Genomic DNA, 21913 nt, shown 5'->3' with positions numbered 1-21913 from the left:
GGGCAATCGGTACAGGCGATGGACAGGCCGGGTATCGACGGTATTATCGCCCCATTTCAAGGAGAACGATATGCCGCCTGTATACGATTTGATGAATGACCCCGAATTCAGGAATGCGATGATCCGGCTTTCCTATGTCGCTTTGTTCTTGGCGGTTGGCATCACGCTGGTTGGATTTGCCTATTATGACCGGGGCCGCCAGTCCGGACCGTCGAAAGAAGACAATTGGACCATGCTTTTCGCGACCTGGCGTGACAGCCTGATCATCACTCTGCTTTTCACGTCCCAAGGACTGCTCTACCGGTTCAGAGATCTGAGCAGCTACGACGAATACCCGCAATCGATCCTGCTCTATGGACCGGCAATTCTGGCTCCGGCGCTGATGATCCTTGACGTGCTCATCTTCGTCGTGGCCGCGCTCCGGATCATCGCAATCACCAATTGGCTGCGCGTACGCCGCGCCTCTTCAGAATAGGTCCTGACGCTAGTCTGCCCCTGACGACGACGCCCGGCGCAGAAGCGCCGCGGCATCGGGCCGCGAAATCAGGCTTTCGGCGACTTCATAGTCTTGATGGGTCCGGTGTTTGTGCCCGGGCCGGTTGCCGGACACCTGCCGGCCCACCTCGTCCGGGATGGCGGCGCGGGTGCGCGGATCGACCAGCAGGCTTTCGGCTGCGATCCCTTCGGCAAAGATAATCTGGTGATCGTCAAAAAGCAGCTGGAAATAGTCGACGAACCCGCCGTCTTCCTGAAACACCGTATCGCCATTGATCAGGTGTCGCACCTTCACGAAGACCTCTGCCCGGCCCGCGCCGACCCGATCCTGCCGCTGGTAGACGAAAATCCGATGATCGGGCGACAGCCGCAGGTCATTTTCATTGTGCAAAACGCCCTTGCGGATCACTACCGGCGCAAAGGCCCCGACCGCACGCAGCGTCGCCTGCCCGATCCAGCGGATTTCCTGCGGCCCGTCATCCCGCGTCAGCACCTTGTCGCCCGGCTGCAGCAATTCGACCGGGCGCTGTTCGCCAGAGGCAAGGGTGATATGGGTGCCGCGGGTAAATGACACGCAGGCGACCTCGGCAAAGCGGGTCGTCGCCGCGTGACGGTCTATCCCGACCAGTTGGTAATCGGTACGCGGTTCCAGCGTCGCCAACGGCAAGAGGTAGACCTCCACCGCCATGCCATCCTCGACCTCGACCAGAACCAAGGCCTCGTAGGTGGCGCTGTCGGGGGCAATCAAAGTCAAGCAACTGTCCAGAACCAGAAGATTGCCCGGCTTCCCCGCCTCCGACCGGTCCAGAATACGGTAGGTCCGGCCGCTGCCATCCTGATCGACGACCATGGGTGTCCTGACCGCGCGTTCGGACAGGTGATAGATATCATCCATCACCAATTCATCCGCGAAACTCAGCCCGTCGCCTTCCGCCACGCCGGATGCGACCCGAAAATCTTCGGAGCGGTAGACTGGCAGGGTCTGGGCAGAGCTGTAGACGTCATCAGACATGACCGAAAAAGACCTTGGAACGAAGGCATCTGGAACCGAGCCACCCTATGCAGCACAGGAAATGAGGTCAACGGGCGAACAGCAGTTCTGCGTTGTTAAGGGGCCCCTGTCGCGCTACCTCTGGCGGGAACTGCCACAAAGGGGAGACCGGGAATGGATCTGGGTATCGCAGGAAAGCGCGCATTGGTCTGCGCATCGTCCAAGGGGCTGGGCCGCGGCTGCGCCGAGGCGCTGGCCGAAGCGGGTGTCGACCTGATCATGAACGCGCGCGGGTCCGAGGCGCTGGAAGCCGCCGCACAGGAGATCCGCGACAGGTTTGGAGTGAACGTGGTGACGGTCGCCGCCGATGTGACCACCCCCGACGGTCAGGCCGCTGTTCTGGACGCGGCCAAGGGCGTCGATATCCTTGTGACCAACGCCGGCGGCCCGCCGCCCGGCATGTGGACCGACTGGGACCGCGACGATTTCATCAAGGCGCTGGACGCCAATATGCTGGCCCCGATCGCCCTGATGAAGGCGCTTCTTCCGGGGATGATGGACAAGGGCTGGGGCCGGGTGGTCAACATCACCTCGCAATCGGTGAAATCTCCGATCCCTGTTCTGGGGCTGTCGAATTCGGCCCGCGCGGGCCTGACCGGCTATGTCGCGGGCACGTCGCGGCAGGTGGCGCCGCATGGGGTTACGATCAACAACATGCTGCCCGGCATCCACGCGACCGACCGCGCCGTCGGTCTTGATACCGGCGTCTCCAACGCCGAAGGGATCACTATCGACGAAGCCCGCGCCAAGCGGCAGGCGACCATCCCTGCCCGGCGCTATGGCACCGCGGCCGAATTCGGGGCCATGTGCGCCTTTCTCTGTTCCCAGCACGCCGGGTTCATCGTCGGGCAGAACATCCTGCTGGACGGGGGCGCGGTGAACACGACGATGTAGCCGCCGGACCATCCCAGCCCCGCCTGCTCTTGCCGAGCGGCGGGGCAATTGCTAGATGGACCCGATACCCGATAGCTTTAGTCGGAATTAGGACAGCCCGTGCAGCCCACACCCCGCCTAGAAATCCGCGACATCGAACGGAGCTTTGAGGGCCGCCGCGTTGTCGATGGCGTGTCGCTGTCGATCATGCCGGGGCAGGTCACCTGCCTCCTGGGGCCGTCCGGTTGCGGGAAATCGACGACCCTTCGGATCATCGCCGGGGTCGACATGCAGGACAGCGGCACGATCCACGTCGACGGGCAATTGATCTGCGATACGATCTACCGGGTGCCCCCCGAAGGGCGGGGAATTGGGCTGATGTTCCAGGATTTCGCGCTGTTTCCTCATCTGACCGTCGCCGGAAATGTGGCCTTTGGCCTCAAGGGGCGCGGGCCAGAGGTGCGGGCCCGGGTCGAGGAACTGCTGCGCAAGGTCGGGATGCTGGGTCATATCGACAATTACCCGCATCAGCTTTCGGGTGGGGAACAGCAGCGCGTCGCCCTCGCCCGCGCCTTGGCCCCCCGCCCCGGCATCATGCTGATGGACGAACCCTTTTCCGGTCTGGACGACCGGCTTCGGGACGAAATTCGCGACGAAACGCTGGACGTCCTGAAATCCGAAGGCGCGGCCGTCCTTCTGGTGACCCACGAACCGGCCGAAGCCATGCGCATGGCCGACGAGATCGCCCTGATGCGGGACGGGCGGATCGTGCAGCGCGGCGCCCCCTACAACATATACAATGCCCCCGCGGACCGGGCCGCTGCCGCCTTTTTCAGCGATATCAACGTGATCCGGGGCAAGGTGCGTGGTGCGCTGACCGAAACCGCCTTTGGCCATTTCCTCGCCCCCGGCGTGCCGGATGGGACCGAGGTGGATATCGTCATCCGACCACAGCACCTCAAGATCGACTTTGATCGCGGCGGACGCGGTCCCAACCCCACCGCGACCGAGGGCACGCCCGCGCGGGGGATCGTGCAGCGGTCCCGCTTTATGGGGTCCGAAAGCCTTGTGGAATTTCGCATGGATTTCGACGGGTCGTTGCTGCATGCGCAGGTGCCGTCGGTCTTCCTGCCGCAACCCGGAACGGCGATGTGGCTGATGATCCGCCGCGACCGCTGTTTCGTCTTTCCCGCGTCCTAGGGTCCGTCCAGCCGCGCCAGATAATCTTCGGCCGTTTTGCCCGGCTCGGGCAGGAACCCGCGCTGCGTGACTTCTGCCAATCGGATCAGGTCCACCCGCAGCAGGCGGAAATTTCCGTCCTTTTCGCACCATCCCAGCAGCGTCCAGACCCGCCCCCAGAACGACAGGTGCAGCGGGCGCAAAATATGGCTGCGCGGATCGCCCCAGATGCTGGTATAGTCGACCTCGATCACGAGATGATCGCGCAGCGCCCGCCGGATCGGGGCCAGATGGCGCGCGGCGCGCTCTGCCTCGGGCGAGGCAAAAACAAGGCTTTCGACGCCGGGGTCTTGCAGCCCCGCCGGGCTGACCGCGTTGATCTTGGCCCGCAGGCTGGCTGCCCCGCGCGCTGCGTCCCGGTCTGACAGGCTGGATGCAAGGGCCAGCCCCAGCCGCAGCGCTTCGAATTCATCGCGGTTGAGGGCCAATGGCGGCAGGCTGACCGGGGATTTCATCACATAGCCGACGCCACGTTCCCCTTCGATCGGCAGGCCGCTGTCGATCAGGGTCGCCATGTCGCGCCAGATCGTCCGGGTCGAGACACCCAGACGCGCCCCTAGATCCTGCGCGCGGTGCAATTGCCCGTCGCGCAGGTTCTGGATCAGGTCAAAAAGGCGGTCGTTGCGGGCCATGCGTGTCAGTTGGCACGGCACATGGCAGGCGGTCAACGGCGGCGCCCCCAATCACGCGGAAAACTGTCAGTTTGGTGGAATTTCGAGCCTATCAGGCATAAAAACAAGGACCATACAATATCGATCAACTGACAAAACGATGTCAGCTATGACGACAGCCCAGTCTACGAACCCTGCGGTTTTGGCTTTCCGCGCCTGTCAGTTCCTGCCTAGATGTTTCCCGAACTGACACGCAGAGTCGCGGAATATCCGCACCAAACGGGAGACATTCGTCATGGCACACGCCGCATTCATCAACAACATCGGCCCCTGGGGCTTCCTTCTGATCGCCGTCGTGGTGCTGGTCCTGTTCGGGCGCGGCAAGGTGTCGTCGCTGATGGGCGAAGTCGGCAAGGGCATCTCGTCGTTCAAGCGCGGCGTCGAGGAAGGCAAGAAAGAGCTGGAAGATGCCGCCGCCGAAACCGCCAAGGATGTCACCCCCGAAGAAGAGAACGACAAGGCCTGATCGGTCCTGTCCTGACCCTCTGGCTTAGATCGAAGGAACCGACATGTTTGGCATGGGGTGGAGCGAGCTCCTGATTATCGGGGTCGTGGCGTTGATCGTCGTCGGCCCGCAGGAATTGCCGGGGCTGTTCCGCAAGATGGGGCAATTCACTGGCAAGGCGCGGGCGATGGCCCGCGAATTCAGCCGCGCGATGGATGCCGCCGCCGATCAGGCCGGGGTCAAGGAAATCAAGAAAACGGTCGAGGCCGCCGCGAACCCCAATGCGTTGGCCTATGACAAGTTCCGCGAACAGGCTGGTCTGAAATCGCCCGACCCGGACAAGGCCGACAAACCGGCGATCAAGCCCGGAAGCGAGACGGAAAAACTTTCCAAGGAACGTCAGGAAGCCAAGGACCGGATGCTTGAGGCCGCCGCGAAAAAGGCGAACGACCGCAAGGCCCGCGAGGCCGAGGCCGCCGCAGCAGCAGAGTCCGCCCCGGAACCGGCCCCGGCGGAAACCGACACCCCCAAGACCGAGGCCAGCAAATGAGCGCGACCGACGAGATTGAAGACAGCTCTGCCCCGCTGATCGAACATCTGGCGGAACTGCGGACCCGGATCATGTGGTCGCTTCTGGCCTTCGTGGTCTGCATGGTGATCTGCTTTTCCTTCGGCGGGATCGTGCTGGACTTCCTGCTGACGCCCATCGAAAAGACCATGCGCGACCTTGGGAACCCGAACCCGGTCATGCAGTATACGGCCCCGCAGGAATACTTTTTCACGCTGGTGCGGATTTCCATGGTGGGCGGGCTGGCGCTGGCCTTCCCGGTGATCGCCTATCAGATGTGGCGGTTCGTGGCGCCGGGCCTGTACAAAAGCGAAAAGAACGCCTTCCTGCCGTTCATCATTTCTTCGCCCGTGCTGTTTCTGCTTGGCGCCGCCTTCGCCCATTACGTGGTGATCCCGCTGGCGATGAATTTCTTCCTCGGGTTTGCCGACCTTCCGTCCTACTTCGCCGCGATGGTGCTAGGGGACGAGGCCGCGAGCGAGGGGATCGAGATCGTCTTTAACGGCAAGGTCAACGAAAGCCTTGATATCACGCTCAAGATGATCGTGGCCTTTGGGCTTTGTTTCCAGCTTCCGGTTCTTCTAACCCTGATGGGCAAGGCAGGTCTGGCCAGTTCGCGCGGCCTGCGGGCCACCCGGAAATATGCGATTGTCGGTATCCTGACCGTCGCCGCGCTGGTCACCCCGCCGGATGTGGTGACGCAGGTGATCCTGTTTGCAGCCGTCTATTCCCTTTACGAACTGTCGATCTTCCTTGTGATGGCGGTAGAGCGGAAGAAGGATGAACAGGCCCGCGCCGACGGCATTATTGGCGAAGACGAAAGCCTCTTTGACATCGACGAGGAAGACGAGGCGTGAGCAAGGGAAAACCCCTGAAACGGATCGCAGAGGCGCTGGAGCGGATCGCCCCGGCCCCCTTGCCCGCCCCGGATTTCAGGGCCGCCACCGCCTTTGTCTGGCACCCGGACCCGGACCGGCTTGAACCCGTCGCTCGCGTCAACCGGATCGACGTGGCGCTTCTGGTCGGTATCAACCGGTCACGCGATACGCTGATGGCCAATACTGAACGCTTCGCCCGTGGCCTGTCGGCAAACAACGCGCTTCTTTGGGGCGCGCGCGGGATGGGGAAATCCTCTCTGGTCAAGGCGATCCATGGCGCGCTTTGCCCCGACCATCCAACGCTGAAGATTGTCGAGATCCAGCGCGAGGATCTTGCCAGCATCGGGCGTTGCCTGAACCTGCTGCGCGGTCGTGACGAACGGTTCATCCTGTTCTGCGATGACCTGTCGTTTTCAAACGACGACACGCATTACAAGGCGCTCAAGGCGGTTCTGGACGGCGGGATCGAAGGACGGCCCGACAACGTCGTGCTTTATGCCACGTCGAACCGGCGGCACCTGATGCCCCGCGACATGATCGAAAACGAACGCTCCAGCGCGATCAACCCCTCTGAGGCGGTCGAGGAGAAGGTCTCTTTGTCTGACCGCTTCGGACTTTGGCTGGGCTTCCACCCCTGCGATCAGGACGAGTACCTGTCGATGATCCGGGGCTATTGCGATGCCTATGGAGTCGAGATCGACGACGATACCCTGCGGGCCGAGGCGATCGAATGGCAGGCCACGCGCGGCAGCCGGTCTGGCCGGGTCGCATGGCAGTATTTCACCGATCTTGCCGGGCGGCACGGGGTCACGCTGGGCTGACGGGGCCAGTGGCCCCGCACCGGTTTCAGATCAGTTCAGGTAGTTGGCGGGGTTCACGCTTTCCAATCCTTCGCGCACCTCGAAGTGCAGGAATGACGGGTTTCCGGCCCGCACCTTGCCGATGGTCTGGCCCTGGCTGACCCGGTCGTCCTTTTCCACCGTCAGATTGTCGAGGTTCGTGTAGACCGTCAGCAGGTTGTTGGCGTGACGGATCACCACGATGGCAACCCCGTTGGTGTCGCGGGTCACGGCAGCGACGGTCCCTGCGGCGGCGGCCTTGACCTCGGTTCCCGCGGGGGCGCCGATGTCGATCCCTTCGTTCCGGCCACGGGCATATTCGCGGATCACAGACCCGCGCAGCGGGTAGATTAGCGGGCCGTCGCCCGATTGTGCCGAACCGGTGGAGAGGTTCGGCGCCTCGGGCGCGGGGGCCGTGACCGGCGCGGCGGGGGTGGCGTTGGTCGCCGGAAGCGCCGTCGCTGCCGAAGGCGGCGTGGGCGCGGCGCTGCCCGCGCCTGGGGCGGACGTCGCCGTGGCGGGTGCCGGAGCCCCGCCCTGCGGGATCAGCAGGAACTGCCCTTCGCGGATCGCTAGGTCGGCCCCCAGCCCGTTCCATTCCGCGATGTTGCGCACCGGAATGCCGTAGCTGCGCGAGATGGAATAGACGGTCTCGCCGCGGCGGACCTGATGCCGGATCGGCTGTTCGCCCGTTTGCGGAACCGCCTGTTCGGAGACCGGCTGGGTCGCTGCCGGCGCGTTCGCCTGCGGTCCAGCCCGGTCAATTGCGTTCGACGCCAGTGTCGTGACATCCACCGAAGACGGCTGGATCGGGCCGGTCGTCAGGGCCCCTGTCGCGGGCGAAGGTTCGGTCACGCGGGTCGGCAGGGCGATGATCTCATCCCGCCGCAAGGCCACATCCGCGTCGATCCCGTTGTAGCGGGCAAGCTCTTCGGCGCTGAGGTTCAGGCGGCCCGCAATCATGCGGACGGTTTCGCCCTGACGGGCGGCGACAACCTGATAACCGGGATAGGAAATCACGCCACGATCATCCGGGCGCGGGCGGTCCGGCAGGTTCCGGGCCGCCGTGCTGGTATCAAGCGTATTTCCGCCCAGATCCCGCAGGTCCCAGTCGAATGGCTGTTCGCAAGCCGTCAGCGTGCCCAACGCCACCCCGGCCAGCAGCAGGGGTTTCAGGGGAAACCGGAATGTCCGCATCTACTCGATCCTCGTCAGTCTGGGCGGGAAATTTATGGCCATCCCCCTGCCCCTAAATTGCCTGTCAGTCCCCAAGTCCTTCGACAAGAGGCACAAATCGCACCGGCCGCAGTTCTTCGTAATCGAACCCCGCGTCCGTCCGTGTCACCCGGATCAGGCTTTGCACCGCATCCGACTGGCCTACCGGCAGAACCATGATACCCCCAACCCGAAGCTGGGCCAATAGGGGGCCGGGCGGGTCTTCGGCGGCGGCGGTCACGAGAATGCGATCGAACGGCGCCTGTTCCGGCAGGCCAAAACAGCCGTCCGCCACCATCGCCGTGATCTTGCCCAAATCAAGCGCCTCGAAGATCGCCTTCGCCTCGGACACCAGCCGCCGGTAGCGGTCCACAGTATAGACGCGGCGGGCAAGGTGGCTAAGGATCGCGGCCTGATAGCCAGAGCCGGTGCCGACCTCCAAGACCTTGTGCCGGTCTTCGACCTGAAGGGCCTGCGTCATCAACCCAACGACAGACGGCTGCGAAATCGTTTGCCCCGCCCCAATGGGCAACGGCATATCTTCATACACCCGGTCGGCAAAAATGCCCCGGACGAAGAGCGCCCGGTCGATCCGTTCCATCGCGGTCAGCACCCGGCGGTCGGTGACCCCCTTGGAGCGCAGAGCATAGAGGAACTGCATCTTCTGTTGGGCGTCGAAGGTCACCGAAGGGCGTCCTCCAGCGCGGTCATCTGGTCATGCGCGGTCAGGTCCGCCCGCATTGGCGTCACCGAAACGTAGCCCTCAAGGTTGGCCGCCGCGTCCGACCCCGGCAGGGTCGGCACATGTTGTTCGCCGCCCTTGATCCACAGGAACTTGCGACCCGAGGGCGAATTATGCGCCTCGGCCGAAAAGGATGTGTTGCGGCGGTAGCCCTGCACGGTGGCGCGGGTGCCCAAAACTTCCGCCGCCGGGACCGGGGGGAAGTTGACATTGTAGAACAGCCGGTAGTCGCCTTCGGCCATCGGTGGCCCCGCCAGAATTTTTCGGATCACACCGGCCCCATGTTCTGCCGCTGCTTCAAACGGGTCGTCCAGCCGGGCGTTGCGCGGGCCGAAAAACTGCGACAAGGCGATTGCCGGGATGCCTTGCAAGGCGGCCTCAAGCGCCGCGCCGATGGTCCCGGAATAGAGCACGTTTTCGGCTGCGTTATTGCCCCGGTTAACCCCGGACAGGACCAGGTCGGGCCATTGGCCATCCATCACATCGTAAAGGGCGGCCAAGACGCAATCGGCGGGCGACCCTTCGGCGGCAAAGCGGCGGTCGCCCAGTTTGGCCACCATGAAGGGATGGGTGTAGCTGATGCAATGCCCGACCCCCGATTGTTCAAAGGCCGGGGCGACGGTCCAGACCTCGCCCTCTGGTCCCGCAAGATCGGCGGCGATCTGTTCCAGAACCGCCAGTCCGGGCGCATTGATCCCGTCGTCATTTGTCAGAAGAATTCGCATGGCCCGCCTTTCGCCCGATGTCCCTTCCTAGGACAGCGGTGACTGCGCGGCAAGGGATCGGGGGCAGATCACCCGCCGTGCCACCACAACGACAGGCGCACGGCATAGGGCGTCGGCGTCCAGCGCCCAAAGGCCACCCCCGCCTGGCGCAGCTTTTCCCCCACCCAGACATTGCAGGTGCGGAAGATGTCGAAATGACCCTCGGCGGCAAAGAAGGCATCGGTTCCGTTGAACCCATCCAGCGGAAGCCGCACCGGCACCGCGCCCAAATCGGCGCGGATCGCCTGCACCAGCGCGGTGAACTGACGCTCGGACAGGGACAGACGGTGCACACCCGGAACGTTTGGCACCTCGCCCACCACATCGAACCGCATGACCGCCTGATCCCCGGTCACGGCCCGCCAGACGGCAGAGGGGGCAACATCGGCATAGCTTCCGACGGTGGTGTAGAACGCAGCACTTCCCCACCCGACAACCAGCCATCGGGCGCGGGGGTCGTTCATGGGCACACCCGCCTCGGCCGCAAAGGAAAACGCCGCGACCGGCGGGTCATCAAGGGGTAAAAGGAAGTCGAAATGGATCGGCCCGGCGACCAGAAGGACCTCACGGTTAGCGGGTTCATTCGCAGCCCTGTCGCCAGTGGGAAGGACAGCACCGACCGCAGCGGCGATGAGGTAGGCCGCAATACAAGCGGCAATTAATAGACCCGAAAATCGGAAAACGCGGATCAATCCTGCGTCGCGGCCTGCTGCCCGTGCACATAGCGGCAATCGCAATAGGGACATTCGACCCAACCCTGCGCGGGCGGGATGCTCAGCCAGACGCGGGGATGGCCCAGCGCCCCTTCGCCCCCGTCACAGGCAACGCGCCAGCTGTCCACGATCTTGGTTTCCGGGGCGGGAATGGTCATGGTCTCTCTCACTGGTTGCCGCGGAGGGTGGTCCGCAATAGATCGGGGGCATACTACTGAATGCGGCGGCACGGGCAAGATGTGAAGGGGCGGAAATGACCGAGAACGCGATCGAAATCACCGGGCTGACGAAGACCTATCGCGCCTCGGGCCGCAGCCCGGCGAAAGAGGCGCTGAAAGGGATCGACCTGTCGATCCCGCGCGGGTCCATCTTTGGCCTTCTGGGGCCGAACGGCGCCGGGAAATCGACGCTGATCAACATCCTTGCCGGGCTGGTGGTCAAGGACGCGGGCCGGGTGACAATCTGGGGCTTCGATCAGGATGTGAACCCGCGCCAAAGCCGCGCCGCCATCGGGGTCATGCCGCAGGAACCACACCTAGATCCGTTCTTTAGCCCGCGCGGCAGCCTTGAGGTGCAGGCGGGTCTGTATGGGGTGCCGAAAACGCAGCGCAAGACCGACGAAATCCTTGACCTGATCGGGCTGACCGACAAGGCAGATGCCTATGCCCGGTCGCTGTCGGGCGGAATGCGGCGGCGGCTCTTGCTGGGCAAGGCGCTGGTCCATTCGCCGCGCATCCTCGTGCTGGACGAACCCACCGCCGGGGTCGATATCGAATTGCGCAACATGCTGTGGCAGAACGTCCGGCGGCTGAACGACGAGGGGATGACGATCATCCTGACGACCCACTACCTCGAAGAGGCCGAGGCGATGTGCGACGAGATCGCCATCATCAACCACGGGCAGGTCATCACCCGCGACACGACGGCGAACCTGTTGGCGAGGCTGGACCGCAAGACCATGGTGATCCACCCCGAAACCGCAGCCGCCCTGCCGCCCCTGCCCGATGGGGTAACCGGCGAGCGGCGCGAGGATGGGGCGCTGGTCTTCAGCTACGCAACTCAAGTGACCCCGGCCGAAGCGATCCTTGCCGCCGTGCGCGACGCGGGCATCTCGATCCGCGATGTAAAGACAGAAGAGGCGCATCTGGAGGACGTGTTCCTGTCCCTGACGTCCTCAAGGGAAACCGCCTAAGGGGCAGCAACTATTGCCGACAGGTTGCGCCTCGTGCCACTCATTCGCCAAGATCTACACATTCTGTTGTGCGGCCCATCAACAGATGATCGTCATTGCGGGACGAAAAGATCCTTTGAGACCACAGGGCAGAGGCGCATCGTTGGGCCGCGGTGCGGCGATCCGACGGCCCCGCAATGCACTTTATGTCTGCCACGCACATGATACGTCAAATCGCCGTGCCGGGGGGCGGCCCGGCGATGCGCGGCGGCCTGCGGCCTTGATTCCGCGCCTCCAATAGACCGACTGTGGCTCACAACAGACCGCGGAAACGACGCAGCCTCCACCTAGCCCCGGGCCGTCGCCTCATCGGGTCTTCCCTAGTGCGGCAGCATCCGGCCCAGTTGTGCCCCGCCGATGATGTGCAGGTGGAAATGCGGCACGTCCTGCACCCCGTGGGTGCGGGTGTTGGCGATGGCGCGGAAACCGGCGTCGACACCGGTGATACGGCAGACCTCGGCCACGGCGGCAAAGAACCCGGCCTGTTCCTCGGCGCTGGCGTCGCGGGCGAAATGGTCCATCGACACATAGGGCCCCTTCGGGATCACCAGCACATGCACCGGCGCCTGCGGCGCGATATCATTGAAGGCCAGCGCATGGTCGTTTTCGAACACGGTGCTGTTTGGGATCTCGCCGCGCAGGATCTTGGCGAAAATGTTCTGGTCGTCGTAGTCGAAGGTCATAGTCATCCTCAGTCCACAAAGAGGTAGGGCGTTTCCGCCAGTGTCTTGGCCGTATCATGCCCGACCGACAGGAACCGTTCCAGCACCTGTGCGTTATCGGAGACACTGGAGTGCTCCCGCATGATGGAGTGCCCAGGGAAATCCGCATCCCTGATCCGGTCGCTTTCGAACAGGATGTCATAGCGGATCGTCGGCAGCAGTTGGGCAAGGGATTCGGGCGAGGTTTCATCCCCCGCAAGCCCCACGCGCTTGGCATGGCCGATCAGATAATCATCCGAGAAATCGCATTCTAGCTCGAGCAAGCGGGTCTGCGACCGATCCGAAAAGAAGTCCTGCAAAAGATCAAGGTTTCCCGGATCGAGGCAAATGATCAGGCGATCCGTGTCATAATAATCGAATAGCATCCGCATCAGGGCACGGCGGTGGCGGGTCCGCTTTTCCAATGTCCGCTGAATGCCGCCGAGGTCCGGCAGCGGTGTGTCTTCTTCGTTGAACAGATATTCGATGGACGGGATGTTGGTATGGTGCCGGATCGCCCCTAGCAAACGCTTGGCCACGTGCCATTTCTTGCAGGCGATGATCATCAACTCGCGCTCGCGCCCAAGGCTCGATTCCGTTTCCCAGAACCGCGGCGCGAACCGGCGCCCGATCCGGCCCCGCCCGGTCAGGAACTTGAACAACCCCCGGCCTTCGTTCGATATCTTGAAATCTTCGCGGCCAGAGGCGTAGAGGCGGCCAAGCCGTTTCTTCAGTTCCTTCGCTTCCGGGCTGATCTTGCGGGCGAACAGCGCGTCTTGGCTCAGCAACAGGTCGTAGTGGTCGTTGTAGAAGGTGACCGGCATCCCGTAGTCGGTGAACATCAGGAAGGTCAGCGTTTTCGTCACGATCTCCTTCTCGGGGACGAGGTGACGCACGATGGTCTGAAAGAACGTTTCATCCGGAATCCAGGTGGTCCGGAAGAACCGCATCACGTCCTTCCGCTGGCGGGTGAAATCCAGAATCCATTCCACCGTTCGGCGACGCAGACACCACCACTGGCTGCCGATCTGGACCTGAATATCGCGCGGGATCTCCCGTTTCAGGCCCAGCCGCCGCTGCGCCCAGAACGACCAGTAGAACCGGCGCTTCTGTGTGCGTTCGTTGAACCAATGGCGATAGATCAGGCGCTCTTCCTTGATGCCGGTCTTGATCCAGTCGCTTTCAAAGAAATCGAAGCTTTCGATGTAGTCCAGATCGTGCCGGTCGAGGAACCGATGGGCATAGACCGATGACTTGATCGCCATGCAATCGCCCGAGACCATGTAGAAATGGGTTGCCCGCGGAAACGCCTCGACCGCGGCTTCAACCGCGTAGAGCGTTGCCTGAACAAGGCTCCATTCGCCCCAGCCGCATTTGATCCGCTTCTTGGCGAAAGTGACATGGCTGTTCCCGGCCAGACCCTTCTGGATCTTCTCGAACGCCTCCTTCGGGGCGCGCGCATCGAAATGGATCGAGATGTAGTCCCCGACCGCCGTCAGCTGTTGGGCCTGCTGCACGATGGCATCAGGGTCTTTGTGACACAGCAGGATGAAGGCGATTTTTGCCATAGGCGAAACAGTTTAGTTACTCACGGGCGCATAGTTTCCACTTGATAGCCTGAACAGCGCCTGAATAAACAGGCTTTGAATGGAAATTCTTTTTCGGCATAACTCCATTTCAAGAAAAGATGGGTTTGCGGAGGTGTGGCAGTATGGGTTTTCCCGGCACTTGGATGACGGAAAGCGAAAGCATGGTCTATCGCGTGGTGCCGAAATGTGCCTGTTCGACCATCGGACAGATCATGTTCTACTCGGATCACGGCACGTTCTTCGATGGGGACATCCACGATTCCACGGCAGGGCTGCACAAATGGTCCCAGGCCGACAGCCAGCCGCTGATTGAATCGAACGTGAAGAAACACAAGTCGATGTCCTTCACCTGCGTCCGTAATCCTTATACCCGGATTCTGTCGTCCTTCTTCGACAAGATCTGCGGCATTCAGCGTAATGGCCGCCGATACCGGGGCAACCTTGTGCCGACCCTGATCCAGAAATACGGGATCGAGGTGGGCAGCCCCGAGGACGGGTTCGAGTTTGACCAGATCAAGAGTTTCCGGCGCTTCCTGCTGTTCGCCCGTGACACCATCAGGTTCCGCCGCCCGATGGACCCGGATATCCATTGGTCCGCCATGTCCGGCCATATCTCGACCTTCATCGTCAACGGTGGCCGCTACGACCAGATCTTCTGGACCGAGAATTTTAACGACGGCATGGGCAAGGTTCTCAAGGCAACGAAGACCCCCAAGAAGGTCGACCTGAAAAAGATCCCGCGCTTCAACGAATCCGAAGGCCACGGCCCCAAGCGTGCGCATCCGGTCGAGGATTACTTCGACGACCTGTCGATGCATCTGGTCTATGAAATCTACAAGAAGGACTTCCAGCTCTTCAAATATGATTTCGAAGACCCGTCGAACAAGATGCCTGTGGGCGAGATTGACCTCGACGAGGTGCACGCGAAGCTGGGCGATTGATGGCCGGTTATTCCGGCACCCCACTGTGGAAAAAGCTGGGGCTGAAGGCCGGAATGCGGGCGACCGTGATCGGGGCACCGGACGGGTATCACGAAACCCTGTTGGACGGCGCACCCTTGGTCGAGTGGCTCGGACTTGGACCGGGCATTGCCTTTGTTCACATCTTCGCGCGGGATCGGGCCAACCTTGAAACCAACGTGCAGGCCGCCCTGTCCCGGATGGACCCCGACGGGATGATCTGGGCCAGCTGGCCCAAGAAGGCGTCCAAAGTGCCAACCGACATCACCGAAGACGTGATCCGCGACATTGCTCTGCCGCTGGGGCTGGTCGATGTGAAGGTCTGCGCGGTCGACGATATTTGGTCCGGGCTGAAACTGGTGATCCGGAAAGAATTGCGGTCGCGATAGGGGGCGGATCTGGCCAAGGCTGGACCTTCGGCCAAGGTGACCTAACCTTTGATCGCATCCGGAGGGCAATCGCTATGGCAGTCGTGCTAATCCTTGGCAGTGGGCCGAATGTCGTCGCGGCGCGGAATTGGCCAAAAGCCGCTTTCGACAGGATCGTTGCGATCAACAACGCATGGCAGGTTCGGCCAGATTGGGACGATCTGATCCATCCAGAGGATTTTCCCGAAAACAGGCGCCCGACCAGCTTCGGACCGGACCAACGCAGGGTGACCTACAAAGACTATGTTCCGGCACAGAACGCCTTGGGTGGGTTTGTCTATGCTGGCGGCACGATGGCCTTTACCGCCGCTTATTGGGCGCTTCACACTTTGCAGCCAGACGTCATCGCCATGATGGGCTGCGACATGGTCTATCCGACGACCGGCGCCACTCATTTCTATGGAACCGGAGCCGCCGATCCGCTGCGTCCCGACCCCACCCTTCGCAACCTCGAGGCAAAATCGGCCCGTCTTCTTGCACTGGGCGCGGCCCGGGGCTGCGCGCTCGTCAACCTTAGCACGGACCAAAGCCGGCTGGTGTTTCCGCGCGCGACGATGGCAGAGTTGCATCGCCAGCCCGTTGTGGACATCAATAGGGCCGCCATTGATACCGCCCTACGCGCAGAGGAGCGTCTGGGATATTTCGTTGCCTCGGGGCGCTATTGGGAAGAGCAGGACCGGTTTGACACCGCCCGGATCGACCAGATCGACGCCCTTTGGCTCAAAGCAGTCCCTGTTCTGCAAACAGTGCCCTGATGTTCGCCTTGGGACGCGGGCCGATATGTCCGATCACCTCGGCCGCACAGATCACGCCCATCCGGGCCGCCGTTTCCATATCGCGGCCGGTTGCCACGCCATACAGGAACCCGGCGGCGAACTGGTCCCCCGCACCGGTGGCATCCACAGGGGTCACCGGGGTCACCGGCGCCTCGAACCGCTGACCGCCCTGAAGGACCCAGACACTTTCGCCGGATCGGGTGCAGGCAACGATGTCACAGGCGGCCGAGGCCTGCGCCAAGGCGTCTTCCAGCGTGTCAGTTTGGTAAAGCGTCATCCATTCCAGCGCATTGCCGATTGCAATATCCACATCCCCCGCGATCAACCGCTGGAAATCGTCACGGTGCCGTTCGGCGCAAAAGGGATCGGAAATCGTGATCGCGGCACGGCCCCCGGCGGCCTTCATCTTGGCCGCGGCCTCTGCAAAGGCGGTTTTGCCTTCGTCCTTGTCGAACAGATAGCCTTCGAGGAACAGAATATCCGCCCCGTCAAACACATCCGGCACATCGGCCGAGGAAATATCCGCGCCTGCGCCAAGATAGGTATTCATCGACCGTTCCCCATCGGGCGACACAAAGATCATCGACCGCGAGGTCGGCAGGGGCACATCCTTGGGCGGGTTCGGAAAGGCGGTTCCCGCCTCTTCCAGCGACGCGGCATAGAACCGCCCCAGCGCGTCGTTGCGCACCTTGCCGATAAAGGCGGTCTTCAGGCCCAGCGCACCGATCCCGGCAATCGTGTTGCCGACCGACCCGCCCGGTGTTTCCACGCGGTCCCGCATCGCGGCATAAAGCAGTTCGGCCCGCTCGCGGTCCACCAGTTGCATGATCCCCTTCTCGATCCCCATCTGGTCAAGGAACATGTCATTGGCATGGCTGATCACGTCGACAATCGCATTGCCGATCCCGATGACGTTAAAGCTCATAGGTTCTTGTCCTCGAATTTACAGAGATCGCGGATCAGGCAGGCCGCGCATTTGGGTTTCCGGGCGACACAGGTATAGCGCCCGTGCAGGATCAGCCAGTGGTGGGCATGCTGCTGGTAGTCGGCGGGGATGTTGTCCTCGATCGCGCGTTCCACGGCATCGACATCCTTGCCCGGCGCGATGCCGGTCCGGTTGCCGACCCGGAAAATATGCGTATCCACGGCCTGCGTCGGCTGATGCCACCACATGTTCAGGACCACATTCGCGGTTTTGCGCCCGACACCGGGCAGCGATTGCAGGGCAGCGCGGCTGTTGGGCACCTCGCCGTCATAATCCTCGACCAGGATCCGGCTCAGCTTGATGACATTCTTCGCCTTCTGCCGGAACAGGCCGATGGTCTTGATGTGTTCGGTTAACCCTTCTTCGCCTAGGTCCAGCATCTTTTGCGGGGTATCGGCGATCTTGAACAGGGCGCGGGTGGCCTTGTTCACCCCGGCATCGGTCGCCTGCGCCGACAGGGCAACGGCCACCACCAGCGTATAGGCGTTCACATGCTCCAGCTCGCCCTTGGGTTCGGGTTCGGCGGCATGGAAACGCGCAAAGATCTCGCGGATCGTGTGATAATCAAGCTGCTTGGCCATGCCGCCTTATCCCCAACTCCACCCTCTTGGGCAACCCATGCTAAAGCTGTCGAAGGGTTTCGCGGGTAAAGGCAGCGTACCCCGGGCTTTCATGCTGCAGGTGGTCCTTCATCATCCGGTTCACCGCGGGCAGGTTGTGGAACGGGACCGACGGCAGGACGTGGTGTTCGGTGTGATAGGGCATGTTCCAGGCAAGGAACCGCAACACGCGGTTGGTATAGGTGGTGCGTGTATTGTCGAACATGTCCGCCACTTTGGGGCAGCGCCCGTGTTCCGCCATCAGGTAGAGGCGCAGCGCCGGTTGCCCAAGGAACGCGGGGAACAGCCAGATCCAGAACAGCAGCGGGCTGACCGAAAGGCTGGCAAGCGCGGCGATGTAGACCACCAGCATCACCCGCGCCTCGCGGATGATCCGGCCATGTGCCCGTGGCGGCAGGTAGTCCCCGATCGGTCGGCCCGCCACATTCCGCACCAGAACCCTGGCCATGCCCCACCAATAGGGCAGGCCCGTGACATGCCACAGGAACGGCCGCCATTGGTCCAGATGACCGCGATACCCGTCCAATTCCGGGTCCTTCCCTTCAACGTTCGTATGTCGGTGGTGGGCAAGGTGGAAATACCGAAACCATTCGAACGGCAGAAGTAACAGCACACCACAGGCTCGCCCCACCCAATCGCTTTGCCAGTCCTGGGCAAACGGGGTGCGATGGGTCGTTTCGTGTTCCAGCGTGAACAGGAAGACAAGGATCACACCGTGGACGGGAAGTATGATTTGCCACAGCGGCAGGCCCTGCCCGATCCAGAACGCCCCGACCACCAATAGCCCCAAATGACCGGCCAGATGCCACAACCCGGCACGCCCGCTGCGCCGGTTCAAACGATTCAGCTCCGCGGGTGGTAGGCGGGAAAGGAAATCCTTGTGGTCCATGCCGAACCGAACCCTTTTTGCCCGACCCTTGTCAAACCGCAAAATCCGGGTCGCGCGGGCCCCGCGCCGGCCCTATGGTTCGCGCATGGATACGGATCAATCATATCACTTCGGTGTCATGCGCCGTGCGATCGACCTGATCGACGCGCAGCCCGATGGGCCCCTGTCGCTCGACGCGCTCGCGGCCGAGATGAGCATGTCGCCCGCGCATTTCCAGCGACTGTTTTCCCAGTGGGTCGGTGTGTCGCCCAAGCGTTATCAACAATACCTTGCCCTTGGGCAGGCCAAGGCGCTGTTGCGCGACCGGTTCACCACCCTTGACGTGGCCGATGCGGTGGGCCTGTCCGGGTCAGGCCGTCTGCACGACCTGTTTATCCGGTGGGAGGCGATGACCCCCGGCGCCTATGCGCAGGCGGGCGGCGGGCTGACAATCCGGCACGGGGTATTCGACACGCCCTTTGGCCCGGCCCTTGCGATGGGCACCGACAAGGGGCTGTGCGGGCTGGGGTTCCTGTCCGAATGCACGCTGGAGGAAGGGATAGACGACCTTTGCAACCGCTGGCCCGAGGCCACCTTCGTCGAAGACCCGGCGCCACTCAGGAACTGGGTCGATGCCTCCTTTGCCCAGAAGGGAGAGGCGCATCTGCACATGATCGGCGCGCCGTTCCAACTAAAGGTGTGGGAGGCGCTGTTGCAGGTGCCAACGGGCCATGTGACCACCTATTCCGAGATTGCCGGCGCGATCGGCAAACCGCGCGCGGTCCGGGCCGTCGGCACGGCGGTGGGGCGCAACCCGGTCAGCTTCCTGATTCCCTGCCACCGGGCGCTTCGGAAATCGGGGGCCTTGGGCGGCTATCACTGGGGGTTGCCGGTCAAGCGCGCCATCCTTGCCTGGGAAAGCGCCCGCACCGGCGCGGCCTAAACGAATGGCGGAAATCGGCGCATTTCGGGCAGGTCGCCGCCTGATATTGGATATCAGCAAACGATCCGCCATATCCTGTTCCTGATCGCTCGGGGCGTGTTTGCCCGCGTCCCGGCCACAACAGAACTGGATAGAAAGAATGACGATTTCGAAGCTTTCCCTTGGTCTGGCCGGTGCCGCACTCCTGACCGCGACCGCCTGCACGGAAATGACCGACCCGAACAACCCCAACCGCAATACCCAGCAGGGCGCTGCCGCCGGAGCTGCCATCGGCGCCCTGATCGGGGCCGCCGCAGGGGACAACACCGAAGAACGCCGCCGCGGCGCGGTCGTTGGGGCCATTATCGGCGGTGGCATCGGCGCCATCGGCGGTGCCCAACTGGATCAGCAAGAGGCTGAACTGCGCGCGCAGATGGGCAACAACGCCCGCATCGTCAACACCGGCAACCAACTGATCGTGACCCTGCCGCAGGACATCCTGTTTGCAACCGACAGTGCCGCCCTGACCGGCGCGCTGCAGACCGATCTTTATACTCTGGCGCAAAGCCTCAACTCCTATCCGAACACGACGGTCAACGTAATCGGCCATACGGACAACGTGGGCGAAGCCTCTTACAACCTGAACCTCAGCCAGCGCCGGGCGCAGGCGGTGTCTTCGGTCCTGATCAACGCGGGCGTCGCCCCGTCGCGGATCCGGTCGATCGGCCGGGGCGAAGACCAGCCCATCGCCACCAACCTGACCCCCGAAGGGCGTCAGCAGAACCGCCGGGTCGAGATCGTGATTACGCCTAACAACTGATCCTGTCCGGTTTCGGCATGGCCCCGGTCCGTTTGGGCCGGGGTTTTGCTTGGGGTTGAGCGGAGGCCAAATTGGTAATATATTTTTACCAATAGAAGGGCCCCGCCATGCCATTTGAAAAGATCCGCCAGGAAAAACTGTCCCACGGCGTCGTGCGCCAGATCGAAGCGCTGATCCTGCGCGGCATCCTGCGGCCCGGCGAGCGGCTTCCCTCTGAACGGGATCTTGCCGACAAGATGGGCGTCTCGCGCCCGTCGCTACGCGAAGCCCTTTCGGACCTTCAGGACCGGGGGCTGCTGGTCAGCCGCGCCAGTGCGGGGGTCTTCGTCGCCGATGTGCTGGGGTCCGCCTTTTCGGACGCGCTGGTCAAACTCTTCTCCAGCCATGACGAGGCCGTGTTCGACTACATTTCCTTCCGGCGTGATCTGGAAGGCATGGCCGCCGCCCGGGCCGCGCGGCTTGGGTCCGACACCGATCTGAAGGTGATCGACACCATTTTTCAGAAGATGGAAGCCGCCCACAAGAAACGGAACCCGTCGGAAGAGGCCGCGCTGGACGCGGATTTTCACCTTGCGATCATCGAGGCCAGCCACAACGTCATCATGCTGCATATGATGCGATCCATGTTCCAGCTTCTGCGCGAAGGTGTCTTCTATAACCGTCAAGTCATGTTCAAGCAGCGAATGACGCGCGACAGCCTTCTCGACCAACACCGGGCGATCAACGTCGCCATTCAGGCGCGCGACCCAGAGGCCGCGCGAGCCGCTGCCGAGGCCCATATGAATTTCGTCGAACAGGCCCTGTCAGACCAGAAAACCGCGGACCGGAACGAGGCACTGGCCCAGAAGCGGTATCAGCACGAGCTTGACCGGCCCTGACATCCACCCGCAGTGAAAAGGTATTGTTAACCTTTTCCGGGCACCCTGAGCGCAGGGAGTCTCTTATGGTGCAGCCTGTTCATAGTAAGTCTCCGAGTCCGGAGTTGACCGAGGAAGAAGCGCGCTTTCTGCAGGTCAATCCTGAGGGGTTCTTTCGTGATATTCTCGCCCATTTGACCGACCTGTTGCAGGATGTGGTGGGGACCGACCTGTCCGAGGGCTTTGTCGGGACCATTGGCACCCAAATCGCGCGCAAGGTGGGGCAATCCTACGACGCGGCCCTTGGGCCGGGGCAGAATTGTCAGGACCTTCATCGCCTGGCCAAGGAGCTTGTCGATTTCAAACGGCGCATCGGCGGCAATTTCAGTGTCGAAAGCATCACCGACACCCGTATCGTCCTGGTCAATGACCGCTGCCCTTTTGGCCGCATGGTCGTGGGAAAGACCCCGCTGTGCATGATGACAATGAATGTCTTCGGGCATTTCGCGGCTAACCGTATGGGGTCCGCACACGTAACGGCGGCAAAAACAATCGCGCGGGGGCATGGCGGATGCCGGGTGATCATCGACATCGGATCTGACGCAGAGGCGATCGGGGATGGCGGTCAAACCTACTATGCAGACTAGGCACGGTTCAGACCTTG

At 62.5% G+C, this 21913-nt stretch carries 27 protein-coding genes; 15 read left to right on the top strand and 12 right to left on the bottom strand.

The annotated features are described in order from the left end of the window. Positions 1-70: 70 nt before the first annotated feature. Entirely contained in the window at positions 71-475 is a 405-nt protein-coding gene (locus U3648_RS02255) for a hypothetical protein (RefSeq protein WP_420857608.1), read from the top strand. Between the two features lie 9 nt (positions 476-484). Here the strand turns inward: U3648_RS02255 and U3648_RS02250 are convergent, their stop codons facing one another. After that, positions 485-1507 carry a Hint domain-containing protein gene (locus U3648_RS02250; RefSeq protein ID WP_420857607.1) on the bottom strand — a complete coding sequence of 341 codons (1023 nt, stop codon included), beginning with the start codon at positions 1505-1507 and terminating at the stop codon, positions 485-487. A gap of 153 nt (positions 1508-1660) precedes the next feature. On the opposite strand from U3648_RS02250, the gene U3648_RS02245 reads away from it, so the two are divergent. Together U3648_RS02245 and U3648_RS02240 are read left to right on the top strand one after the other, a co-directional pair. Then, entirely contained in the window at positions 1661-2440 is a 780-nt protein-coding gene (locus tag U3648_RS02245) for an SDR family oxidoreductase (protein ID WP_420857606.1), read from the top strand. Between the two features lie 99 nt (positions 2441-2539). Continuing rightward, positions 2540-3619 (top strand): ABC transporter ATP-binding protein, encoded by a 1080-nt coding sequence (locus U3648_RS02240; protein ID WP_420857605.1) that lies wholly within the window; start codon positions 2540-2542, stop codon positions 3617-3619. Here U3648_RS02240 and U3648_RS02235 read toward each other — a convergent pair. Then, positions 3616-4290: a helix-turn-helix transcriptional regulator gene (locus U3648_RS02235; protein ID WP_420857604.1), complete on the bottom strand. Its 675-nt coding sequence runs from the start codon at positions 4288-4290 to the stop codon at positions 3616-3618. The two genes, U3648_RS02240 and U3648_RS02235, sit on opposite strands and share 4 nt — an antisense overlap. A 274-nt stretch (positions 4291-4564) precedes the next feature. On the opposite strand from U3648_RS02235, the gene U3648_RS02230 reads away from it, so the two are divergent. Genes U3648_RS02230 through U3648_RS02215 form a run of 4 tightly spaced genes read left to right on the top strand, consistent with a single transcriptional unit; the run spans position 4565 to position 7041 of the window. After that, the gene (locus U3648_RS02230) at positions 4565-4795 is read left to right on the top strand and encodes a twin-arginine translocase TatA/TatE family subunit (RefSeq protein ID WP_129679139.1); all 231 of its coding nucleotides are present in this window, start codon (positions 4565-4567) and stop codon (positions 4793-4795) included. 43 nt (positions 4796-4838) lie between these two features. Then, complete coding sequence (gene tatB, locus U3648_RS02225; protein ID WP_420857603.1) at positions 4839-5324, top strand: Sec-independent protein translocase protein TatB; 486 nt, start codon at positions 4839-4841, stop codon at positions 5322-5324. Beyond that, positions 5321-6199, top strand: a complete 879-nt coding sequence (tatC, locus tag U3648_RS02220) for a twin-arginine translocase subunit TatC (RefSeq protein ID WP_420857602.1) — start codon at positions 5321-5323, stop codon at positions 6197-6199. The genes tatB and tatC overlap by 4 nt, the downstream gene beginning before the upstream one ends. Next, entirely contained in the window at positions 6196-7041 is an 846-nt protein-coding gene (locus U3648_RS02215) for an ATP-binding protein (protein ID WP_420857601.1), read from the top strand. The genes tatC and U3648_RS02215 overlap by 4 nt, the downstream gene beginning before the upstream one ends. 30 nt (positions 7042-7071) lie before the next feature. Here the strand turns inward: U3648_RS02215 and U3648_RS02210 are convergent, their stop codons facing one another. From U3648_RS02210 to U3648_RS02190, 5 genes are all read right to left on the bottom strand, one after another. Beyond that, positions 7072-8256 carry a peptidoglycan DD-metalloendopeptidase family protein gene (locus tag U3648_RS02210; protein WP_420857600.1) on the bottom strand — a complete coding sequence of 395 codons (1185 nt, stop codon included), beginning with the start codon at positions 8254-8256 and terminating at the stop codon, positions 7072-7074. A gap of 64 nt (positions 8257-8320) precedes the next feature. Then, entirely contained in the window at positions 8321-8935 is a 615-nt protein-coding gene (locus U3648_RS02205) for a protein-L-isoaspartate(D-aspartate) O-methyltransferase (protein ID WP_420857701.1), read from the bottom strand. A gap of 20 nt (positions 8936-8955) precedes the next feature. After that, entirely contained in the window at positions 8956-9741 is a 786-nt protein-coding gene (gene surE, locus U3648_RS02200; protein WP_420857599.1) for a 5'/3'-nucleotidase SurE, read from the bottom strand. A 68-nt stretch (positions 9742-9809) separates the two neighbouring features. Continuing rightward, positions 9810-10526 carry a TIGR02117 family protein gene (locus U3648_RS02195; protein ID WP_420857598.1) on the bottom strand — a complete coding sequence of 239 codons (717 nt, stop codon included), beginning with the start codon at positions 10524-10526 and terminating at the stop codon, positions 9810-9812. Beyond that, the gene (locus U3648_RS02190) at positions 10469-10651 is read right to left on the bottom strand and encodes a zinc-finger domain-containing protein (protein WP_420857597.1); all 183 of its coding nucleotides are present in this window, start codon (positions 10649-10651) and stop codon (positions 10469-10471) included. The genes U3648_RS02195 and U3648_RS02190 overlap by 58 nt, the downstream gene beginning before the upstream one ends. A gap of 95 nt (positions 10652-10746) precedes the next feature. Here U3648_RS02190 and U3648_RS02185 point away from each other — a divergent pair, with 95 nt between their 5' ends. Beyond that, a complete protein-coding gene (locus U3648_RS02185) occupies positions 10747-11685 on the top strand; it encodes an ABC transporter ATP-binding protein (protein ID WP_420857596.1) in 939 nt (312 codons plus the stop codon). A 359-nt stretch (positions 11686-12044) separates the two neighbouring features. Here the strand turns inward: U3648_RS02185 and U3648_RS02180 are convergent, their stop codons facing one another. Both U3648_RS02180 and U3648_RS02175 read right to left on the bottom strand, forming a co-directional pair. Beyond that, the gene (locus tag U3648_RS02180; RefSeq protein ID WP_129680131.1) at positions 12045-12407 is read right to left on the bottom strand and encodes an HIT domain-containing protein; all 363 of its coding nucleotides are present in this window, start codon (positions 12405-12407) and stop codon (positions 12045-12047) included. Between the two features lie 8 nt (positions 12408-12415). Then, a complete protein-coding gene (locus U3648_RS02175; protein ID WP_420857595.1) occupies positions 12416-13993 on the bottom strand; it encodes a DUF5928 domain-containing protein in 1578 nt (525 codons plus the stop codon). A gap of 143 nt (positions 13994-14136) precedes the next feature. Between U3648_RS02175 and U3648_RS02170 the strand changes: the two genes are divergently transcribed. The 3 genes from U3648_RS02170 (at position 14137) to U3648_RS02160 (ending at position 16156) form a co-directional block, all read left to right on the top strand. After that, complete coding sequence (locus U3648_RS02170; protein WP_420857594.1) at positions 14137-14955, top strand: sulfotransferase family protein; 819 nt, start codon at positions 14137-14139, stop codon at positions 14953-14955. Further along, on the top strand, positions 14955-15362 hold the full coding sequence (locus U3648_RS02165) for a hypothetical protein (protein WP_420857593.1): 408 nt from the start codon (positions 14955-14957) through the stop codon (positions 15360-15362). Before U3648_RS02170 ends, U3648_RS02165 begins: the two co-directional genes overlap by 1 nt. 74 nt (positions 15363-15436) lie before the next feature. Next, a complete protein-coding gene (locus tag U3648_RS02160; RefSeq protein ID WP_420857592.1) occupies positions 15437-16156 on the top strand; it encodes a hypothetical protein in 720 nt (239 codons plus the stop codon). Here U3648_RS02160 and U3648_RS02155 read toward each other — a convergent pair. The 3 genes from U3648_RS02155 to U3648_RS02145 are packed head-to-tail and all read right to left on the bottom strand — an operon-like array spanning position 16122 to position 18671. After that, positions 16122-17102 (bottom strand): adenosine kinase, encoded by a 981-nt coding sequence (locus U3648_RS02155; protein WP_420857591.1) that lies wholly within the window; start codon positions 17100-17102, stop codon positions 16122-16124. The two genes, U3648_RS02160 and U3648_RS02155, sit on opposite strands and share 35 nt — an antisense overlap. Beyond that, positions 17099-17743, bottom strand: a complete 645-nt coding sequence (gene nth, locus U3648_RS02150; RefSeq protein ID WP_420857590.1) for an endonuclease III — start codon at positions 17741-17743, stop codon at positions 17099-17101. Before nth ends, U3648_RS02155 begins: the two co-directional genes overlap by 4 nt. A gap of 40 nt (positions 17744-17783) precedes the next feature. Continuing rightward, complete coding sequence (locus U3648_RS02145; RefSeq protein ID WP_420857589.1) at positions 17784-18671, bottom strand: fatty acid desaturase; 888 nt, start codon at positions 18669-18671, stop codon at positions 17784-17786. A gap of 85 nt (positions 18672-18756) precedes the next feature. On the opposite strand from U3648_RS02145, the gene U3648_RS02140 reads away from it, so the two are divergent. From U3648_RS02140 to U3648_RS02125, 4 genes are all read left to right on the top strand, one after another. Continuing rightward, on the top strand, positions 18757-19593 hold the full coding sequence (locus tag U3648_RS02140) for a methylated-DNA--[protein]-cysteine S-methyltransferase (protein ID WP_420857588.1): 837 nt from the start codon (positions 18757-18759) through the stop codon (positions 19591-19593). A 139-nt stretch (positions 19594-19732) separates the two neighbouring features. Next, positions 19733-20392 carry a YiaD family glycine zipper/OmpA-like lipoprotein gene (locus U3648_RS02135; protein WP_420857587.1) on the top strand — a complete coding sequence of 220 codons (660 nt, stop codon included), beginning with the start codon at positions 19733-19735 and terminating at the stop codon, positions 20390-20392. A 107-nt stretch (positions 20393-20499) separates the two neighbouring features. Then, positions 20500-21270 (top strand): FCD domain-containing protein, encoded by a 771-nt coding sequence (locus tag U3648_RS02130; protein ID WP_420857586.1) that lies wholly within the window; start codon positions 20500-20502, stop codon positions 21268-21270. Positions 21271-21374: 104 nt separating this feature from the next. Beyond that, a complete protein-coding gene (locus tag U3648_RS02125) occupies positions 21375-21896 on the top strand; it encodes a methanogen output domain 1-containing protein (protein WP_420857585.1) in 522 nt (173 codons plus the stop codon). Positions 21897-21913 lie beyond the last annotated feature (17 nt).

It is taken from the genome of Marivivens marinus (assembly GCF_035969385.1).
Lineage (GTDB): Bacteria > Pseudomonadota > Alphaproteobacteria > Rhodobacterales > Rhodobacteraceae > SELP01.
The sequence above is the reverse complement of the archived record's forward strand: the minus strand, read 5'-3'. Positions and strand labels throughout refer to the sequence as shown.

Bases quoted from the DNA above. Each gene is read 5' to 3' on its own strand.
- U3648_RS02235 (WP_420857604.1), bottom strand. From the start codon at position 4,290: ATGGCCCGCAACGACCGCCTTTTTGACCTGATCCAGAACCTGCGCGAC.
- U3648_RS02230 (WP_129679139.1), top strand. From the start codon at position 4,565: ATGGCACACGCCGCATTCATCAACAACATCGGCCCCTGGGGCTTCCTT.
- U3648_RS02250 (WP_420857607.1), bottom strand. From the start codon at position 1,507: ATGTCTGATGACGTCTACAGCTCTGCCCAGACCCTGCCAGTCTACCGC.
- U3648_RS02195 (WP_420857598.1), bottom strand. From the start codon at position 10,526: ATGTCCCTATTGCGATTGCCGCTATGTGCACGGGCAGCAGGCCGCGAC.
- U3648_RS02180 (WP_129680131.1), bottom strand. From the start codon at position 12,407: ATGACCTTCGACTACGACGACCAGAACATTTTCGCCAAGATCCTGCGC.
- U3648_RS02155 (WP_420857591.1), bottom strand. From the start codon at position 17,102: ATGAGCTTTAACGTCATCGGGATCGGCAATGCGATTGTCGACGTGATC.
- U3648_RS02135 (WP_420857587.1), top strand. From the start codon at position 19,733: ATGACGATTTCGAAGCTTTCCCTTGGTCTGGCCGGTGCCGCACTCCTG.
- tatC (WP_420857602.1), top strand. From the start codon at position 5,321: ATGAGCGCGACCGACGAGATTGAAGACAGCTCTGCCCCGCTGATCGAA.
- U3648_RS02210 (WP_420857600.1), bottom strand. From the start codon at position 8,256: ATGCGGACATTCCGGTTTCCCCTGAAACCCCTGCTGCTGGCCGGGGTG.
- U3648_RS02145 (WP_420857589.1), bottom strand. From the start codon at position 18,671: ATGGACCACAAGGATTTCCTTTCCCGCCTACCACCCGCGGAGCTGAAT.
- U3648_RS02175 (WP_420857595.1), bottom strand. From the start codon at position 13,993: ATGGCAAAAATCGCCTTCATCCTGCTGTGTCACAAAGACCCTGATGCC.
- surE (WP_420857599.1), bottom strand. From the start codon at position 9,741: ATGCGAATTCTTCTGACAAATGACGACGGGATCAATGCGCCCGGACTG.
- U3648_RS02185 (WP_420857596.1), top strand. From the start codon at position 10,747: ATGACCGAGAACGCGATCGAAATCACCGGGCTGACGAAGACCTATCGC.
- U3648_RS02255 (WP_420857608.1), top strand. From the start codon at position 71: ATGCCGCCTGTATACGATTTGATGAATGACCCCGAATTCAGGAATGCG.
- U3648_RS02165 (WP_420857593.1), top strand. From the start codon at position 14,955: ATGGCCGGTTATTCCGGCACCCCACTGTGGAAAAAGCTGGGGCTGAAG.
- nth (WP_420857590.1), bottom strand. From the start codon at position 17,743: ATGGCCAAGCAGCTTGATTATCACACGATCCGCGAGATCTTTGCGCGT.
- U3648_RS02205 (WP_420857701.1), bottom strand. From the start codon at position 8,935: ATGCAGTTCCTCTATGCTCTGCGCTCCAAGGGGGTCACCGACCGCCGG.
- U3648_RS02140 (WP_420857588.1), top strand. From the start codon at position 18,757: ATGGATACGGATCAATCATATCACTTCGGTGTCATGCGCCGTGCGATC.
- U3648_RS02130 (WP_420857586.1), top strand. From the start codon at position 20,500: ATGCCATTTGAAAAGATCCGCCAGGAAAAACTGTCCCACGGCGTCGTG.
- U3648_RS02170 (WP_420857594.1), top strand. From the start codon at position 14,137: ATGGGTTTTCCCGGCACTTGGATGACGGAAAGCGAAAGCATGGTCTAT.
- U3648_RS02190 (WP_420857597.1), bottom strand. From the start codon at position 10,651: ATGACCATTCCCGCCCCGGAAACCAAGATCGTGGACAGCTGGCGCGTT.
- U3648_RS02160 (WP_420857592.1), top strand. From the start codon at position 15,437: ATGGCAGTCGTGCTAATCCTTGGCAGTGGGCCGAATGTCGTCGCGGCG.
- U3648_RS02245 (WP_420857606.1), top strand. From the start codon at position 1,661: ATGGATCTGGGTATCGCAGGAAAGCGCGCATTGGTCTGCGCATCGTCC.
- tatB (WP_420857603.1), top strand. From the start codon at position 4,839: ATGTTTGGCATGGGGTGGAGCGAGCTCCTGATTATCGGGGTCGTGGCG.